The organism is Agrococcus sp. ARC_14, from assembly GCF_022436485.1.
GTDB lineage: Bacteria > Actinomycetota > Actinomycetes > Actinomycetales > Microbacteriaceae > Agrococcus.
This window is the reverse complement of sequence record NZ_JAKUDO010000001.1, coordinates 898,195-915,724: the sequence shown is the minus strand read 5'-3', so window position 1 is coordinate 915,724 and position 17,530 is coordinate 898,195. Positions and strand designations below refer to the sequence as shown.

Here is a 17,530-nt window from a genome sequence, read left to right as displayed (position 1 = left end):
GCAGCCTAGGCGGTCGTGGCTGCAGGGACGCTGGCGCCGCCGGAGTCCGGCGTCTCGGCGTCGGTCAGCTGCAGCACGCGCGCGGTGCGCGCAAGCGTCTCGCGCGCCGCATCCGGATCCGCGTTCAACTTCGTGCCGTAGCTGGGGATGAGCTCACGGAGCGTCTCGCGCCACGCGGGCATGCGCTCCGGGAAGCAGCGCTCGAAGAGCGTCAGCATCACGTGCACTGCGGTGGATGCGCCGGGTGACGCGCCGAGGAGGCCCGCGATGGTGCCGTCGGCGCCCGTCACGAGCTCGGTGCCGAACTGCAGCACGCCGCCCTTCTCCGCATCCTTCTTCATCACCTGCACGCGCTGGCCGGCGACGATGAGGCGCCAATCCTCATCCTTCGCCTCCGGCATGAACTCGCGCAGCGCGTCGAGCCGCTGCTTGCGGGAGGCGAACACCTCGCCGACAAGGTAGTTGACGAGGCCGAGGTTGGCGAGCCCGGCACGCATCATGGGCCAGATGTTGTGGGCCTTGATGGTCTCGAACATGTCGGTGTAGCTGCCGGACTTCAGGTACTTCGGGCTCCAGCCCGCGTAGGGGCCGAACAGCAGGCTCGTCTCGCCGTCGACCACGCGGGTGTCGAGGTGCGGCACCGACATGGGGGGCGCGCCGACGCTCGCCTTGCCGTAGACCTTCGCCGTGTGCCGGGCGACGATCTCGGGGTTGTCGGTGCGCAGGAACGCGCCAGAGATCGGGAAGCCCGCGAAGCCCTTGGCCTCCGGGATGCGCGACTGCTGCAGCAGCTTCAGCGCGCCGCCGCCGGCGCCGACGAACACGAAGCGCGCCTTCACCTCGAACGTCGCCTGGCCGACCTCGCGGCGCAGGCGCAGGCGCCAGTCGCCGTCGGAGAGGCGCTTGAGCCCGGTGACGGTCACGTCGGTGTTGATGATCGTGCCCTCCTGCTCGAGCCTTCCGAACAGCATCCGCGTCAGTGCGCCGAAGTCGACGTCGGTGCCGTCGGTCGCGCGCGTCGCGGCGATCGGCTGGGACCGCTTGCGGCCGGGGATGAGCGTCGGCGCCCAGCCCCGGATGACCTCGGCGTCCTCCGAATACTCGATGCCAGCGAAGAGCGGCTCGTCCTTCAGCAGCTCCCAGCGGCGGCGCAGGTAGTCGACGTTGTCCTCGCCCCACACGAAGGTCATGTGCGGGGTCGGCGAGATGAAGCCCTTCGGGTCCGGCAGCGTGCCGTCCTCGACGAACGACGACCACAGCTGGCGCGAGAGCTGGAACTGCTCGTTGATGTCGACTGCCTTCGCGGTCGTCATCGAGCCGTCCGGTGCCTCGGGCATGTAGTTGAGCTCGCAGAGCGCGGCGTGGCCGGTGCCGGCGTTGTTCCACGGATTCGACGACTCCTGCCCGACCTGCGACAGCCGCTCGAACACGTGGATGGACCACGACGGCTCCAGCCGGTGCAGGAGGGCACCGAGCGTCGCGCTCATGATCCCTCCGCCGATGAGGGCCACGTCGATCGTCTTGGTCACATCCCCGATTCTAGAACAAGGCTCGAGAACCGACGACCGGGCACTGGGGTCGCACCCAAGCCTGCTGGGCCTACCATTGGCGCGTCGGCACCGAGACGGTCGGCAATGACGAGAGGAGCCAGTCATGGGAATCCTGGATGACGCGAAGGACAAGCTGGGCGACGCAGCCGGCTGGGTCAAGGACCGAGCCGAGCAGATCGGCGACCAGGCGCAGGACGCCGGCCAGACGATCGGCGAGAAGGCGGCCGACGCCAAGCACTGGGTCGAGTCGCGCGTCGGCAGCCCCGCTGACGACGACGCAGCGGTCGAGCGCACGGGCGGCGGCGGCGAGTTCGCGAGCGAGTGGGTGGATGCGTCGGCCGACGCAGACGCGGACCCCGCCGCGGACACCGAGGCCGAGGGCGACAAGCCGGCGTAGCCGAGCGCACGCGAAGAAGGGCGGGACCGCGGTCCCGCCCTTCTTGCGTTCCGACCCCGGCCCGGGACGGGCCGGGGAGCTGGCTCGCGGCGGAGACCCGAACGGGTCTCCGCTCCAAGCTCCAGCGCTCAGCCGAGCCGCTGCGCGACCAGCTCTGCCAGCTGCACCGCGTTGAGGGCTGCGCCCTTGCGCAGGTTGTCGTTCGTGACGAAGAGCACCAGGCCCCTGCCTGGCTCCGCAGACTGATCGGCGCGGATGCGGCCGACCAACGAGGGGTCTGCACCTGCGGCCTGCTGCGGGGTCGGCACGTCGACGAGCTGGACCCCCGGAGCGCTCCCGAGCAGCTCGCGCGCCTGCTCGGGGCTCAGGTCGCGCTCGAACTCCGCGTGGATCGCGAGCGAGTGGCCGGTGAACACGGGCACGCGCACACAGGTGCCCGCGACGCGCAGCTCCGGGCGCTGCAGGATCTTGCGCGACTCATTGCGCAGCTTCTGCTCCTCGTCGGTCTCGCCGGAGCCGTCGTCGACGATCGAGCCTGCCAGCGGCAGCACGTTGTGCGCGATGGGCTGCGTGTAGACAGCGGGCGCATCGAAGGCGATCGACGAGCCGTCGTGGGTGAGGCGCTCCGGGTGCTGCGTCGACGCCTGCTCGAGCTGGCCGCGAAGCTCCTCCACGCCCGACAGGCCGGAGCCCGAGACCGCCTGGTAGGTGGCGATGACGAGGCGCACGAGACCGGAGGCGACATCGAGCGGCTTCAGCACCGGCATCGCAGCCATCGTGGTGCAGTTGGGGTTCGCGATGATGCCCTTGACCGCGCCGGTGATGGCGTGCGGATTGACCTCCGAGACGACCAGCGGCACCTCGGGATCCATCCGCCAGGCCGAGGAGTTGTCGATCACGATGACGCCCGCCTCGGCGAACTTCGGCGCCAGCAGGCGCGAGGTCGCACCGCCGGCCGAGAAGATCGCGATGTCGAGGCCGCTCGGGTCGGCGGTCTCGGCATCCTCGACGGTGACCGCGCCGCCCTTGAAGTCGATCGTCGTGCCAGCGGAGCGCGCCGAGGCGAACATCCGCAGCTCCTCGATGGCCACGTCGCGCTCCGCCAGCAGCCGCAGCACGACGCCGCCGACCTGCCCGGTGGCCCCGACCACGCCGATGCGCACCGGGCGAGCCTGACCGGGCTCCTCGGTCAGCGCGCGGATCATCGTCCGCTCCCGCCGTGGACGACAGCGTCCTCCTCAGCGTCGAGCTCGAACGCCGAGTGCACGACGCGCACGGCGTCGATGAGCTGATCGGCGCGCGTCACGACCGAGATGCGGATCTCGGACGTCGAGATCATCTCGATGTTGATGTCCGCATCCGACAGTGCCTTGAACAGCCGCGCCGAGACGCCCGCGTTGGTGCGCATGCCGGCGCCGACGAGCGCGAGCTTGCCGATCTGGTCGTCGTAGTGCAGCTGCTCGAAGCCGACCGACTCGCGGTGCGCCTCGAGGGCGTCGAGCACCCCGCCGGCCTCCTCCTTCGGCAAGGTGAACGAGATGTCGGTGCGGCCGGTGGAGGCCTCCGAGACGTTCTGCACGATCATGTCGATGTTCGCGCCGGTCTCGGCGACGATCGTGAAGATGCGTGCCGCCGTGCCCGGCACGTCGGGCGTGCCGACGACGGTGACCTTGGCCTCTGACAGGTCGTGGGCAACGCCCACGATCATCGGCTCCTCCATGGTGGACCCCGCTCTCTCTGGGTCGTAGACGATGGTTCCATCGTCGTTCGTGAATGAGGATCGCACGTGGAGCGTGACGCCGTGGCGCCGCGCGTACTCCACGCTGCGGATGTGCAGCACCTTCGCGCCACCGGCTGCGAGCTCGAGCATCTCCTCGCTGGTGACACGGGGGATGCGCCTGGCCCTGGGGACGACGCGGGGATCAGCGCTGAAGACCCCGTCGACGTCGGTGTAGATCTCGCAGACATCGGCCTGCAGCGCCGCCGCGAGCGCGACGGCAGACGTGTCGGAGCCGCCGCGACCGAGCGTCGTGATGTCGCCGGTGACCTTGTTGAAGCCGGCGAAGCCCTGCACGATCGCGATCTGGCCCTTGTCGAGGGCGTCGCGCACGCGGCCTGGCGTGACGGAGACGATGCGGGCGGAGCCGTGCTTGTCGTCGGTGAGCATGCCGGCCTGGCTGCCCGTGAACGAGACGGCCTCGGCGCCCTGCGACTTGATCGCCATGGCGAGCAGCGCCATCGAGATGCGCTCGCCCGCGGTCAGCAGCATGTCGAGCTCGCGCCCGCCGGATGGCAGGCTCGGCACCACCTGGTGCGCGAGGTCGAGCAGCTCGTCGGTGGTGTCGCCCATCGCAGAGACCACGACCACGATCGAGTCGCCGCGCTTGCGCGACTCGACGATCCGCTTGGCGACGCGCTTGATGCTCTCGGCGTCAGCCACACTGGACCCGCCGTACTTCTGCACGATGAGGCTCACGTCGCTCCTCTACCCCCTGGAACTTCCAAGTCTAGGCTTCCCTGGGTGCCGCATCCGCCGCCCCCTCGATCAGCGAGACCGGCTACCTCTCGACCGCCCGCCGCCCCTCGAAGGCCCGCCCCAGCGTCATCTCGTCGGCGAACTCGAGATCGCCGCCGACCGGCAGCCCGCTCGCGAGCCGCGAGATCTTCACGCCCATGGGCAGCAGCGAACGGATGAGGTAGGTCGCGGTGGCCTCGCCCTCGACGTTGGGGTCGGTGGCGATGATGACCTCGTCGATCGCGGCATCCTGCAGGCGAGTCATGAGCGATGCGACTCGCAGCTGATCGGGGCCGACGCCCTGCATGGGATTCAGCGCGCCGCCGAGCACGTGGTAGAGCCCGCGGTACTCGCGCGTCCGCTCGATGGCCACGACATCCTTCGCCTCCTCGACGACGCAGATGGTCGTCGGCACGCGACGCGGGTCGCGGCAGATGGCGCAGCGCTCCTGCTCGCCGATGTTGCCGCAGATGACGCAGAAGCGCACCCGCTGGCGAACGGTCTGGAGGATGGTCGCCAGCCGGTCGACGTCGAAGGTCTCGGTCTGGATGATGTGGAACGCGATGCGCTGGGCCGACTTCGGACCCACGCCGGGCAGCCTGCCGAGCTCGTCGATCAGGTCCTGCACGATGCCGTCGTACATGTCAGCGCTCCCCCCGCACCCGCGGGCGCTCCTCGATCAGCTCGGCGCCGAACTCCTCGCGCACCACGGCCTCGCCGTAGCGGGCCGCCTGCGTCGCCGACAGCTTCGGCTCTGGCGCCGGTGCCGCCTGGGCGAGCTCGTCGAGCGTCGGCCCAGTCGGGCGGGCCGCGGCGACCGGCTTGGCGGCCTCGCCGCGGGGCGGCTCGGCGACGGCGGGCGCGTCGGGCGCGGAGACGAACGAGAAGGGGTCGGGCTCCGGCTGCTCGGGCAGCGACTGCTCCGGCAGATCCTCAGGCGGCGCCTCGGCGTCGCTCGGGATGGCCGCGACCACCCAGCCGGTGACCGGGGCGGTGCTTGCGGCAGCGGTCGCAGCGCCATCGGCCGCCGGTGCGGAGCGCTCTGCGACGGCGGCGGGGTCGGATGCGCCGGCCGGCTTGGGCGATGCGGTCCGCGTTGGCGATGTGGCCGGCGACGGAGCCGCGACCTGCGGCGGGGGTGTCGTCTGGGCCGGGGCTGCGTCCGGTGCCGGATCGGCTCGGTGCTCGTCGTCGCCGGCGGCTGCCGGCTGCCCACCGGCCGTGCTCTGCGCGCGACCCGCCTGCCGGGTGCGCGGGACGTACTTCACGTCGATGCCGAGGAGGCCCTTGATCGCGGTGCGCAGCAGGTCGGCGACGCTCGGCTTGCCACCCTGCGACTCGCGGAAGCGCTGCACGTCTGCATCGGACTGGAAGCCCAGCAGCAGGACGTCGCCGTCCTTGAAGTCGATCGGCGTGGTGTTCGAGACCAGCATCCAGGCGGTGCGGTGCTCGTCGGCGAGCTGCTGCAGCACCTCGTCCCAGGCGTCGCGCAGCTGCCCGAACGTGATCGGCTCGGCCGGCGCTGCGACGACCGGCTCGGCGGGCGCCGCCTCGGCAGGCTTCGCGTCGGCAGGCGCCGCGACGACCGGTTCGGCGGGCGCCGCAGCGGCAGGCGCCGCATCGGCAGCCTTCGCGGACCCGTTTCGCCGATCGGGACCCGGTGCACCGGGTCCGTTTCGGCGAACTGGGTCGGCTTCGGGCGCGGGGGCCTCCGCAGCAGTGGGCGCGGTGGCAGCGGCAGGCGAGCCGGCAGCGGGCGCAGAGGCGGCAGCAGGCGCAGCAGCGGCAGGCGAGCCGGCAGCAGGCGCAGCGCCGGCAGCAGGCGCAGCAGCGGCAGGCGAGCCGGCAGCAGGCGCAGCGCCGGCAGCAGGCGCAGCAGCGGCAGGCGAGCCGGCAGCAGGCGCAGCGCCGGCAGCAGGCGCAGCGCCGGCAGCAGGCGCAGCAGCGGCAGGCGAGCCGGCAGCAGGCGCAGCGCCGGCGGCAGGCTCGGGCGCCGCAGCCGGGGCGGGCGCGGCGGTCGGCCCACCGACGACCGCGCCGCCATCGAGTCGCTGCTCGAGCCGCTCGACGCGCGCGAGCGTGCCGACCTCGGGCTCGCCGGTCTCGGGCACCAGCAGGCGCGCGGCCATGAGCTCGAGGTGCAGGCGCGGGCTCGTGGCGCCGGCCATGTCGGTGAGCGCCTTCGCGACGATGTCGGCCGAGCGCGAGAGCTCGGCGGCGCCGAAGCCGCCAGCCTGCTCCACGAGGGTCGCCAGCTCGTCCTCCGGCACGCCGTGCAGGATCGCGGCGGGATCGCTCGCAGCGCGCGCGACGATCAGGTCGCGCAGTCGCTCGAGCAGGTCCTCCACGAAGCGGCGCGGATCCTGGCCCGTCTGCACGACGCGATCGATCGACGCGAACAGCTTGGGCGCATCCGCTGCCGACAGCGCGCCGATGATCTCGTCGAGCAGCTCGCCGTGCGTGAAGCCGAGCAGCGCGACGGCGCTCTCATACGTGACCTTCGCCTCGGAGCCGGCGATGAGCTGGTCGAGCAGGCTGAGCGTGTCGCGGGCTGAGCCGCCGCCGGCGCGCACGACGAGCGGCAGCACGCCGGGTGCGACCTCGACGCCCTCCTGGCCGCAGAGCTGCTGCACGTACTCGAGCATCGGTGCGGGCGCGATGAGGCGGAACGGGTAGTGGTGCGTGCGCGAGCGGATGGTGCCGATGACCTTCTCGGGCTCGGTCGTGGCGAAGATGAACTTGATGTGCTCCGGTGGCTCCTCGACGATCTTCAGCAGCGCGTTGAAGCCGCCAGAGGTCACCATGTGCGCCTCGTCGATGATGAAGACCTTGTAGCGGTCGCGGCTGGGCGCGAAGGTGGCGCGCTCGCGGAGGTCGCGGGCGTCGTCGACGCCGCCGTGGCTGGCCGCGTCGATCTCGACCACGTCGAGCGAGCCGCTGCCGTCGCGGCCGAGCTCGACGCAGGAGTCGCAGACGCCGCAGGGATCGGGCGTGGGGCCCTCTGCGCAGTTGAGGCAGCGGGCGAGGATGCGCGCGCTGGTGGTCTTGCCGCAGCCGCGCGGGCCGGAGAAGAGGTAGGCGTGGTTGACGCGGTCGGCGCGCAGCGCGGTGCGCAGCGGATCGGTGACGTGCGCCTGCCCGATGAGCTCGGAGAACGACTCCGGCCGGTAACGGCGGTAGAGGGCGGCGACCATGTGCCCCAGGCTACTTGGCACCGGTGACGCTCGCCGACGCATCCACAGCTCGTCCTGGGGCTCAACTCCCGGTGCCCGTTCACGAACGGCGCGCAGCCGCGTCCGTAGCGCAGGCTCCCGAGACAAAAAGGGACCCCCCGCGCACCCGCCAGAGCCCGGTTGCCCTTGCTTCGTCTCCGACCTGGGGGAGTTGGCCTGGATGGCGCCACGCGGGGAGCCGCATCCATCGTACCCAACCAGAGGGCTGCTCGCGAAGCGAGCGCCTGTAGCGTTGCCACATGCTCTTGCTCGCCGACCCGGCCAGCCCATTCGACCTCGCCTTCGGCCTGCCGCTGCACCCGCTCGCCGTGCATGTGCCCGTCGTGCTCCTGCCGCTCGGTGCGATCGGGGTGCTGCTTGCCCTCATCGTGCCGCGCTGGCGTGCATCGCTCGGCTGGCCGGTGATCGCGGTGCTCGGCATCGCGACGATCGGGGCGCTCATCGCCAAGCTCTCCGGCGAGGCGCTCGCGGCGCGCGTCGGCTCGCCAGGGCAGCACGAGCAGCTCGGCAACTGGGTGCTCGCCATGGCGGCGATCCTGTTCGCGGCGACGCTCGCCTGGTGGCTGTGGCAGGGCAAGGCCGACCGGCGCAACCGCTCGACCGGCGTCATGGGGCTGCTCGCCGGCACCGTGCTCGCGACCCTCGCGATCGGCGCGGTGATCGTCGCGGTGCTCACCGGGCACACGGGCGCGACCCTCGTGTGGGAGGACCGCATCGCCTCCCCCGCGAGCGCAGAGCCGGGCGCGACGCCCTCGACGGCGCCGACCGGCGAGCCGGGCGACGAGATCGGGCTTGCGGAGGTCGCCCAGCACGACGACTCCGCCTCCTGCTGGGTGGCGATCGAGGGCACCGTCTACGACGTGACCGCCTGGATCACGCAGCATCCCGGCGGACCCGACCGCATCCTCGGCATCTGCGGCACGAACGCGACCGATGCCTTCGGCGCGCAGCACGAGGGCCAGGCGCTCCCGACCGAGCAGCTCACCCAGTTCGCGATCGGCACGCTCGCCGAGCGCTGAGGTCGGGCGTCGTCTCGATACGCCCCTGCGGGGCTGCTCGACGACCGAGGACGGGGCTACTCGACCGAGGGCGGCGCGACGAGCGCCGCCACCTGTCGCGCGATCTCGAGCTCCTCGGCGGTCGGCACGACCCACACCTCGATGGCCGACTCGTCTGCCGAGATGCGGCGCTCGCCGCGACCGGCGTTGCGCACCGGGTCGAGCACGATGCCGAGCGACTCGAGGCCCGCGAGCGCCGCGGCGCGCACCGGTGCCGAGTTCTCGCCGATCCCGGCCGTGAACGCGATCGCGTCGGTGCGGCCAAGGTGCGCGAGGTAGGCGCCGACGGTGCCGCGCAGCCGATGGGCGACTATGTCGAGCGCCTCCGACGCCCGCTCGATCCCCGCATCCGCCGCCTGCTGCACGTCACGCATGTCGCCCGTGCCCGTCATGCCCAGCAGCCCGGAGCGCTTGTTGAGCAGCGTGTCGATCTCGTCGATCGACATGCCTGCCACACGGTGCAGATGGAAGATCACGCCGGGGTCGATGTCGCCGGAGCGGGTCCCCATCACCAGGCCTGCGAGCGGCGTCATGCCCATCGACGTCTCGACGCTCCTGCCGCCGCGCACCGCGGTCGCCGACGCGCCGTTGCCGAGGTGCAGCACGATCGTGTTGACCGCCTCGAGCGGCTTGCCGAGCAGCTCGGCCATCCGCCGCGAGACGTACTGGTGGCTCGTGCCGTGGAAGCCGTACTTGCGGATGCGGTGCTCGGCAGCGACCCGCCCCTCGATCGCGTAGCGGTGCGCCGCAGGCGGGATGGTCAGGTGGAAGGCAGTGTCGAAGACCGCGACGTGCGGGAAGCCGGGGAAGGTCGCAAGGGCCGAGCGGATGCCCTGCAGGTTCGCGGGGTTGTGGAGCGGCGCGAGCGGGGCCAGGTCGTCGATCTGCTGCACGACGTCGTCGTCGATCAGCACGGCCCGGTCGAAGCGCGCACCGCCCTGCACGACGCGGTGCCCGATGCCGAGCAGCTGCACCGCATCGAGGTCGGGGCCGTGCGCGTCGAGCTGCCGCAGCACCCAGCCGAAGGCGTGCTCGTGGTCGGAGATGACGCGCTGCTCGACGATGTCCGGCTGACCGGGGACCTCGTGCGTCGCGACGCCGGTGGTCTCGCCGATCCGCTCGATGAGGCCGCTCGCGAGCGCATCGCCGGAGTCGACGTCGACCAGCTGGTACTTCAGGCTCGAGGAGCCCGCGTTGATGACGAAGACCGAGCGGCTCATGCCTGCTCCCCCGCTGCCGCCGCTGCGGGCTCCTGGGCCTGGATCGCGGTGATCGCGATCGTGTTCACGATGTCGCTCACGAGCGCGCCGCGGGAGAGGTCGTTGACAGGCTTGTTGAGGCCCTGCAGCACCGGCCCGATGGCGAGCGCGCCCGCGGAGCGCTGCACCGCCTTGTAGGTGTTGTTGCCGGTGTTGAGGTCGGGGAAGACGAACACGGTCGCCCTGCCCGCCACCTGCGAGCCCGGCATCTTCTTCTGCGCCACCGCAGCATCCGCCGCCGCGTCGTACTGGATCGGGCCCTCCACCGGCAGCTCCGGCGCCCGCTGGCGCACGAGCTCGGTGGCGGCGCGCACACGGTCGACCTCTGCGCCCGTGCCCGACTCGCCCGTCGAGTAGGAGAGCATCGCCACACGCGGGTCGATGCCGAAGTCTCTTGCGGTCTGCGCCGAGGAGACGGCGATGTCGGCCAGCTCCTCGACGGTCGGCTCCGGGATGACGGCGCAATCGCCGTAGACGAGCACTCGGTCGGCGAGCGCCATGAGGAACACGCTCGAGACCACCGAGACGCCCGGCTTGGTCTTGATCGTCTCAAACGAGGGCTTGATCGTGTGCGCTGTCGTGTGCGCGGCGCCGGAGACCATGCCGTCGGCGTCGCCCGTGTGCACCATGAGCGTGCCGAAGTAGCTCACGTCGAGCAGGCGCTCCATGGCCTGCTCGATCGTGACCCCCTTGTGGGCGCGCAGCCGCTGGTACTCGGCGGCGTACCTCGGGCGCAGCTCGCCGTCGTCGGTCGCGACGACGCGCGCATCGGCGATGTCGAGGCCCAGACCCGCGGCGCGCTGCCGGATCGAGGCCTCGTCGCCGAGGATCGTGAGCTGCGCGATGCCGCGAGCCAGCACCGTGGACGCCGCCTGCAGGATGCGGTCGTCATCGCCCTCCGGCAGCACGATGTGGCGCACCTGCTGGCGCGCGCGCTCGACGAGGCTGTGCTCGAAGATGAGCGGGGTCACCACCTCGGTGGTGGTCACCTCGAGCCGCTCGAGCAGCGCATCGGCATCGACGTGCTGCTCGAAGAGCGCGAGCGCGGAGTCGCGCTTGCGCTGCGTGCCGTCGATGAGCGAGCCGCGCGTGGTGGCGATGCGGCGGGCTGTCTCGTAGGTGCCGTGCGGGCTGATGCCGATCGGCAGCGCGAGGTCGAGGCCGTCGAGCAGCCGCTGCACGGCGGGGTGCAGCTCGAAGCCGCCGTTGAGGATGATGCCCGCGATCGACGGGAAGGTCTCCGACTGCTGGGCGAGCAGCGTGCCGACGACCACGTCGGAGCGGTCGCCGGGCATGACCAGGATGCCGCCCTCGATGAGGCGCTCGAGCACGTGCTCCATCGACATGCCGGCCACAACGGTGCCGAGCGACTCCCGGGTGAGCAGCCCGGCGTCGCCGCGCAGCAGCTCGGCATCGGTCGCCGCGAAGAGCGTGCCGACGCTCGGCGCGCTCAGCAGCGCATCCTCCGGGATCGACCAGATCGGCACGCCCGCGGGCACCGCATCCGCCAGCGCCCCTGGAATGCCCTCGATGGCGCTGGGCTCCGCGCGGTTGACGATGATGCCGGCGATGGATGCGTGGGCCTGCGCCAGCTCTGCGGTCGTGACGTCGGCGAGCTGCCGCAGCTGGTCGGCGGTGCGGGGCACATCGGTCTCGGGGTCGCGGCCGCCGAGCACGAGCAGCATGGAGGCGCCGAGGTTGGCCGCGACACGGGCGTTGAAGCCCAGCTCGGTCGGGCTGCCGACGTCGGTGTAGTCGGAGCCGACGATGACGATCGCGTCGAAGCGCTCGTCGATGCGGTGGTAGCGGTCGACGATCGTCGCGAGGGCGGCCTCGGCATCGTCGTGCACCGCGGCGTAGGTCGTGCCGATCGCCTCGTCGTAGGAGAGATCGACCGCCTCGTGGGCGAGCAGCAGCTCGAGCACGCGATCCCGCTCCTGCTCGGAGCGGGCGATCGGTCGGAAGACGCCGACGCTGCCGACGCGGCGGCTCAGCGCCTCGACGAGCCCCAGGGCCACGATCGACTTGCCAGCGTGGCCTTCGGGAGAGGCGATGACGATTCGGGTCGGCACGCACCCAGGCTAGTGCGCCTGGAAGGTTACGAAACGGTAACGGTTCGCTCCTAGCCTGAGCATATCTTTGGCACAGGTTCAGTATGGGTCGCAGTGCCGACGACGGCACGTCATTGAAGGGATCACCGTGACTTCACCCAACTCAGCGCGGACAGCGCTGCGGCGCGCGGTCGCGATCGGGACGGCGGTCGCGCTCGGCGCGAGCGTTGCAGTCCTGAGCGCGACGACGGCGAATGCGGCAGCAGCGCCTGCTTCCACGCTCGGATTCGAGGACGGGCGCTACATCGTCGTCCTCGCAGAGGATGCCCTCGCCACCTATGAGGGCGGCACCTCCGGTCTCGCCGCGACTGCACCGCAGCGCGGCAGCGACCTCGACACCACCTCCCATGCGGCTCGCGCCTACACGGCGCACCTCAACGACCGTCACGAAGACGTGGCGTCGTCGGTGGGTGCGACGATCGACGCGGATCTGACCGCATCGTTGAACGGCTTCGTCGCCGACCTCACCGCTGAGCAGGCGGAGGACCTCTCGCGCACGGCGGGCGTCCGCTCGGTCGAGGCGAACGAGATCCTGCAGCTGCAGAGCTCCCCCGCGAACGACTATCTCGAGCTCGGCGAGCTCTGGAACCAGGTCGGCGGCATGGCTGACGCCGGCGCTGGCGTGGTCGTGGGTGTCATCGACACGGGCATCGCGCCCGAGAACCCCTTCTTCGAGGGCGAGGCGCTCGGCACTGTCGCCGGCGACGAGCCCTACCTCGACGGCGACGTCATCACCTACCTGAAGTCGGACGGCCAGACGTTCACCGGCCTCTGCGAGACCGGCGCGGGCTTCACGGCCGACGACTGCTCCACGAAGATCGTGGGCGCGCGCTACTACCTCGACGGCTTCGGCGCAGGCAGCATCGGCACGGAGACCCAGGTGCCCGGCGAGTACGCCTCGCCGCGCGACGGCGACGGCCACGGCTCGCACACCGCCTCGACGGCAGCGGGCAACGCGGATGTCGCGATCCACTCCGTCGGCGGTGCCGACCTCGGCACCATGTCGGGCGTCGCGCCCGAGGCGCGCATCTCCGTGTACAAGGCGTGCTGGTCCGGCCCCGACCCGGCCGACGACGAGGATGACGGCTGCGCCTCGACCGACCTGGTGCAGGCCATCGACCAGGCCGTCATCGACGGCGTCGACGTGATCAACTACTCGATCGGCGGCGGCGCGGCGACCTCGGTGGCCACCGCGACCGACGTCTCGTTCCTCGGCGCAGCTGCTGCCGGTGTCTTCGTGTCGGCCTCCGCAGGCAACGCGGGCCCGGGCGCCTCGACGCTGGACCATGCAGCGCCGTGGTACACGACCGTCGCCGCGGCAACCGTCCCGAACTACGAGGCGACCGTCACGTTCGCCGACGGCTCCGCGGTCGCGGGCGGCTCCATCACGGTGCCGTTCGACGGCGAGGTCACCGGCACGCTCGTCTACGCGGGTGACATCCCGACCGACACGAGCGCGGAGGGCGTCACCAACGCGGCGCTCTGCATGCCCGGCTCCATCGACCCGGCAGCCGCTGCCGGCATGATCGTGCTCTGCGACCGCGGCGGCAACGCCCGGGTCGAGAAGTCGGAGGTGGCGGCAGCTGCCGGTGCCATCGGCGCCATCGTCGCCAACCCGACGCCGGGCTCGGTCGACCTCGACGACCACGCGATCCCGACGGTGCATGTCGACGCGGTGCACTACGAGGCGGTCTCCGCCGCCGCGGCTGCGCGCGAGACGGTCACGCTGAGCCCCGGCAACACCTCGGGAGTCGACACCGTCGCTCCGGTCGTGGCGGGCTTCTCCTCGCGGGGGCCGGCGCTCGCCGATGGCTCCGACGTGATCAAGCCCGACGTCGCCGCACCCGGTGTCGGCATCATCGCCGCCTCCTACCAGGCACCCGGGGGCGAGGACCGCTACGCGTTCCTCTCCGGCACGTCGATGGCAGCCCCGCATATCGCGGGTCTGGCAGCGGTCTACCTGTCCGAGCATCCGCTCGCGACGCCCGCAGAGGTGAAGAGCGCGCTCATGACGAGCGCGGAGGACACCTTCCTCGCCGACGGCACCCGTGAGACGGATCCGTTCTCGCAGGGCGCCGGCATGGTCGACTCGCCCTCGTTCCTGAACCCGGGCCTGATCTACCAGAACGGCACCGAAGACTGGTACGGCTACCTGCGCGGGCTGGGCTACGGCCTGCCCGACGCATGGGTGGGCGAGGCGATCGACCCGAGCGACCTCAACATCCCGTCCATCGGCATCGGCTCGCTCGCGGGCACGCAGACCGTCACCCGCACGCTGACCGCGCTCGAGCCCGGCAGCTACGAGGTGTCGGTCGAGGGTGTCGCCGGCGTCGACGTCGAGGTCTCGCCGCAGGTGCTCGACTTCACCGAGGTCGGGCAGGAGCTGTCCTACGAGGTCACCTTCACGACCACATCGGCAGCGCCGGAGCAGTGGACGTCGGGCTTCCTGACCTGGTCGAACGAGACCAACGCGGTCCGTTCGCCGGTGGCGGTGCGTCCGCTCGCGATCGTCGCCCCCGAGTGGGTCGAGGGTGAGGGCCGGCGTGACACGATCGCGATCGACGGCCTCGCTGGCACCGATGGCGAGCTCACGGCCACCACGGCCGGGTTCGCGCCCTACCAGGGCATCGCGAACGAGAGCGGTGTCGCTGGCGAGCAGTTCGTCTATCCGGTGACGATCCGCGACGGCGAGCTCGCGCACGACTTCGTGCTCAACGGAGACGAGACGGTCGCCGACCTCGACCTCTACATCTACCGCCTGAACGAGCAGGGGCAGGCTGTCGAGGAATGGGTCGGAGGCACGGCATCGGCCGATGAGGCGGTGCTGCTCGAGAACCCGCAGGCGGGTGACTACCTGGCGCTCGTGCACGTGTACTCGGCGGCGGGCGGCGCCGAGACGCCGTTCATCCTCGAGCACGCAGCGGTCTCGCCCAACGGCGGGAAGGGCAAGCTCACGGTGAGCCCCTCCAGCCAGCAGGTGTCGACCGGCGACGCGTTCGAGCTCGAGGTCACGTGGAACGGCCTCGGCGCCAACGAGCAGTACCTGGGCGTCGTCCTGTACGAGCTCGCGGGCTCGACGGACCGCACCTACGTCTACGCGGAGTCGGCCCCCGGACCCTCGACGGGCCGCGGCCAGCTGCCGTAGCGCAGGCACGAGAGACAAGGGGGCGGAGGCTGCGGTCTCCGTCCCCTTTCTTCTCGGGCTAGAATCGCAGGGTTGACCTTTCGAGGTCGGCACGGAGGATTCGCCTAGTGGCCTATGGCGCACGCTTGGAAAGCGTGTTGGGTGCAAGCCCTCAGGGGTTCGAATCCCCTATCCTCCGCCAGCAGTCCGTCGCTCCGCGACGAGCGCCACCACCATGCAGCTTCGTCACGAGGAGCACGGATGCGCGGAAGCAGTCCCGTGAGCGCTCGCATCCTCGTCGTCGACGACGACCGCGACATCCGCGATCTCGTGTCGATCAAGCTCGCCTCCGCCGGGCATGTCGTCGCCACTCGCGAGAACGGCGAGCAGGCGCTCGAGGCGGCGCTCGAGGGCGATTGGTCGGTGCTCGTCCTCGACGTCATGATGCCGGGCATGACCGGCATCGAGGTGCTGCGCATCCTGCGAGCGCGTGGCGACACGACCCCGATCATCCTGCTCACCGCGCGCGGCCAGGAGAGGGACATCGAGGCCGGCATCGCCGCCGGTGCCGACGACTACATCACGAAGCCGTTCAGCCCCAGGGCGCTGCTGGCCCGCGTCGCCGCAGCGATCGGCTGAACAGGTCGCGAGGGGCGGCCAAGGGCGACGGCGTCAGACCGCCAGGGGAAGGCTGAACGTCGCGGTCGAGCCGCGGCCGACCTCGCTCGCGAAGTCGATCGAGCCGCCATGCTGATCGATGATCATGCGGCAGATCCACAGGCCGAGGCCCGCCCCCTGGACCCCGGATGCGCGAGCGCTCGACGAGCGGTAGAAGCGCTCGAAGACGCGCGCGGCCTCGGTGGGCATCACGCCGGCGCCGTCGTCCACCACGACCAGCCGCGCATCCGCACCGTCGACCTCGACGCGCACGTGGACGCTGCCGGCGTCGCGTGTGTACTTGATGCCGTTGGAGATCAGGTTCTCGATCACCTGCGTGATGCGGCGCTCGTCGGCGTCGACCTCGATCGCCGGCCCATCGGCGAGCGTGAGCGCGACCCCGCGCCGATCGGCGCGATGCTCGAGCGTGGCGACGGCCTCGACGGCGAGCGCGCGCAGGTCGAGCCTGCGTGTCGCGAGGTGCACATCGCCCCTGCTCATCTCGCCCACGATGAGCAGATCCTCGACCAGCGCGCGCAGCCGGTCGGCGTTGCGCTGCACGATCTGCAGCCAGCCGCGCAGCGACGCCGGCACCTCCTCGTCCAGCGCGAGCTCGAGGAAGCCGGTGATCGACGTCAATGGCGTGCGCAGCTCGTGGGAGACGAGCGCGACGAAGTCATCGCGATCCTCCACCATCCGCATGTAGTTCGTGACGTCGTCGACCGAGGTGATGGAGCCGCGGAAGTCGCCGTCGAGCAGCAGCGGCCGAGACGAGATGGTGGCGGCGACCGGCTCGAGCCCTGGTCGATGGATCCAGCAGATGACGTTGTCGAAGGCCTCTCCGCTGGCGGCTCGCACGAACGGCGTCTCCGCCTCTGGGATGGGGCGCCGCGACTCCAGCTCGAGGAAACGCAGATCTCCGAGCGCCTCGGCCACCGTCGTGCCCGCGAGACCCGGATGGTCGGCGAGCGTCGAGTTCACTCGCACCACCCGACCCTCGGGATCGAGCAGTGCGAGCCCGACGCGGGCGGTCTCGAAGATCGCGTCGAGCAGATTGGCGTCTGCCTGGCTCTGCTTGGCGATGGCGAGCTTCTCGCGCTCGCGATGCAGGATGGCGAGCTGCTGCCGCTCGATCGTGCGCGTGTAGTTGGAGGCGAACCATGCCGTGGCGACCAGCGCGATCGGCACGAGCACCACGCCGACGGCGTTGGCCGTGAGCGTCACGCCGCTCGAGTCGGCGATGCGCATCGCCATCACCGCGAGCAGCACGGCGCTGGCCGCACCCACCAGCGCGATGCCGCGCGTGCGGGCGGTGACTCCCAGCCAGAAGGCCGGCATGACCGCCAGGATCGCCACGATGCGCGGGGCCTGCGGATCGGCGATGAGGGCAGCGAGCGCGATCAGGTCGAGGGTCGGCACGATGAACCGCAGCGTCGGGCCGACTGCCTTGCGCGTCGCGAGCGCGAGGACGGTGGCGAGCCCCATGCCGACCGTCGCGATCCACAGCCAGGGCGCGTGCCAGCTGTCGGCATCGACGAGCGTGAGCACGACGAGCACCATGGCGACCATGATCGCCAGGATCGCCTGCACCCATCCCAGCCTCAACGCGCCAATCACCCGCGGACG

General features: G+C 71.2%; 12 protein-coding genes, 1 tRNA gene and 1 other RNA gene. 5 read left to right on the top strand and 9 right to left on the bottom strand.

Going from position 1 to position 17,530, the window contains the following annotated elements; all coding sequences use genetic code 11:
• Positions 1-5: 5 nt before the first annotated feature.
• Positions 6-1,538 carry a malate:quinone oxidoreductase gene (locus MKD51_RS04625; RefSeq protein ID WP_346986721.1) on the bottom strand — a complete coding sequence of 511 codons (1,533 nt, stop codon included), beginning with the start codon at positions 1,536-1,538 and terminating at the stop codon, positions 6-8.
• Between the two features lie 115 nt (positions 1,539-1,653).
• On the opposite strand from MKD51_RS04625, the gene MKD51_RS04620 reads away from it, so the two are divergent.
• Entirely contained in the window at positions 1,654-1,947 is a 294-nt protein-coding gene (locus tag MKD51_RS04620; protein ID WP_240238665.1) for a hypothetical protein, read from the top strand.
• Positions 1,948-2,075: 128 nt separating this feature from the next.
• On the opposite strand, the gene MKD51_RS04615 is transcribed toward MKD51_RS04620, so the two are convergent.
• From MKD51_RS04615 to ffs, 5 genes are all read right to left on the bottom strand, one after another.
• Positions 2,076-3,152, bottom strand: coding sequence for an aspartate-semialdehyde dehydrogenase (locus tag MKD51_RS04615; protein ID WP_240238663.1), 1,077 nt, complete (start codon positions 3,150-3,152; stop codon positions 2,076-2,078).
• A complete protein-coding gene (locus tag MKD51_RS04610) occupies positions 3,149-4,423 on the bottom strand; it encodes an aspartate kinase (protein ID WP_240238661.1) in 1,275 nt (424 codons plus the stop codon). Before MKD51_RS04610 ends, MKD51_RS04615 begins: the two co-directional genes overlap by 4 nt.
• An 82-nt stretch (positions 4,424-4,505) precedes the next feature.
• The gene (gene recR / locus MKD51_RS04605) at positions 4,506-5,105 is read right to left on the bottom strand and encodes a recombination mediator RecR (protein ID WP_240238659.1); all 600 of its coding nucleotides are present in this window, start codon (positions 5,103-5,105) and stop codon (positions 4,506-4,508) included.
• Position 5,106: 1 nt separating this feature from the next.
• Entirely contained in the window at positions 5,107-7,656 is a 2,550-nt protein-coding gene (locus MKD51_RS04600) for a DNA polymerase III subunit gamma and tau (protein WP_240238657.1), read from the bottom strand.
• A 125-nt stretch (positions 7,657-7,781) separates the two neighbouring features.
• An RNA gene (gene ffs / locus MKD51_RS04595) (signal recognition particle sRNA small type) lies at positions 7,782-7,878 on the bottom strand.
• 56 nt (positions 7,879-7,934) lie between these two features.
• Between ffs and MKD51_RS04590 the strand changes: the two genes are divergently transcribed.
• The gene (locus MKD51_RS04590; RefSeq protein WP_240238655.1) at positions 7,935-8,714 is read left to right on the top strand and encodes a cytochrome b5 domain-containing protein; all 780 of its coding nucleotides are present in this window, start codon (positions 7,935-7,937) and stop codon (positions 8,712-8,714) included.
• A gap of 56 nt (positions 8,715-8,770) precedes the next feature.
• Here the strand turns inward: MKD51_RS04590 and MKD51_RS04585 are convergent, their stop codons facing one another.
• Both MKD51_RS04585 and pta read right to left on the bottom strand, forming a co-directional pair.
• Complete coding sequence (locus MKD51_RS04585; RefSeq protein WP_240238653.1) at positions 8,771-9,973, bottom strand: acetate kinase; 1,203 nt, start codon at positions 9,971-9,973, stop codon at positions 8,771-8,773.
• Positions 9,970-12,084 (bottom strand): phosphate acetyltransferase, encoded by a 2,115-nt coding sequence (pta, locus tag MKD51_RS04580; protein WP_240238651.1) that lies wholly within the window; start codon positions 12,082-12,084, stop codon positions 9,970-9,972. Before pta ends, MKD51_RS04585 begins: the two co-directional genes overlap by 4 nt.
• A 127-nt stretch (positions 12,085-12,211) precedes the next feature.
• On the opposite strand from pta, the gene MKD51_RS04575 reads away from it, so the two are divergent.
• From MKD51_RS04575 to MKD51_RS04565, 3 genes are all read left to right on the top strand, one after another.
• Positions 12,212-15,268, top strand: a complete 3,057-nt coding sequence (locus MKD51_RS04575; protein ID WP_240238643.1) for a S8 family serine peptidase — start codon at positions 12,212-12,214, stop codon at positions 15,266-15,268.
• A 93-nt stretch (positions 15,269-15,361) separates the two neighbouring features.
• Positions 15,362-15,449: transfer RNA gene (locus MKD51_RS04570), tRNA-Ser, on the top strand.
• Positions 15,450-15,508: 59 nt separating this feature from the next.
• Positions 15,509-15,886, top strand: coding sequence for a response regulator (locus tag MKD51_RS04565; protein ID WP_240238641.1), 378 nt, complete (start codon positions 15,509-15,511; stop codon positions 15,884-15,886).
• 33 nt (positions 15,887-15,919) lie between these two features.
• Here the strand turns inward: MKD51_RS04565 and MKD51_RS16300 are convergent, their stop codons facing one another.
• Complete coding sequence (locus MKD51_RS16300; RefSeq protein WP_240238639.1) at positions 15,920-17,494, bottom strand: ATP-binding protein; 1,575 nt, start codon at positions 17,492-17,494, stop codon at positions 15,920-15,922.
• Positions 17,495-17,530 lie beyond the last annotated feature (36 nt).

Coding starts and splice junctions, on each gene's coding strand:
- MKD51_RS04620 (WP_240238665.1), top strand. CDS start 1,654: ATGGGAATCCTGGATGACGCGAAGGACAAGCTGGGCGACGCAGCCGGC.
- MKD51_RS04615 (WP_240238663.1), bottom strand. CDS start 3,152: ATGATCCGCGCGCTGACCGAGGAGCCCGGTCAGGCTCGCCCGGTGCGC.
- recR (WP_240238659.1), bottom strand. CDS start 5,105: ATGTACGACGGCATCGTGCAGGACCTGATCGACGAGCTCGGCAGGCTG.
- MKD51_RS04600 (WP_240238657.1), bottom strand. CDS start 7,656: ATGGTCGCCGCCCTCTACCGCCGTTACCGGCCGGAGTCGTTCTCCGAG.
- MKD51_RS04590 (WP_240238655.1), top strand. CDS start 7,935: ATGCTCTTGCTCGCCGACCCGGCCAGCCCATTCGACCTCGCCTTCGGC.
- MKD51_RS04585 (WP_240238653.1), bottom strand. CDS start 9,973: ATGAGCCGCTCGGTCTTCGTCATCAACGCGGGCTCCTCGAGCCTGAAG.
- MKD51_RS04565 (WP_240238641.1), top strand. CDS start 15,509: ATGCGCGGAAGCAGTCCCGTGAGCGCTCGCATCCTCGTCGTCGACGAC.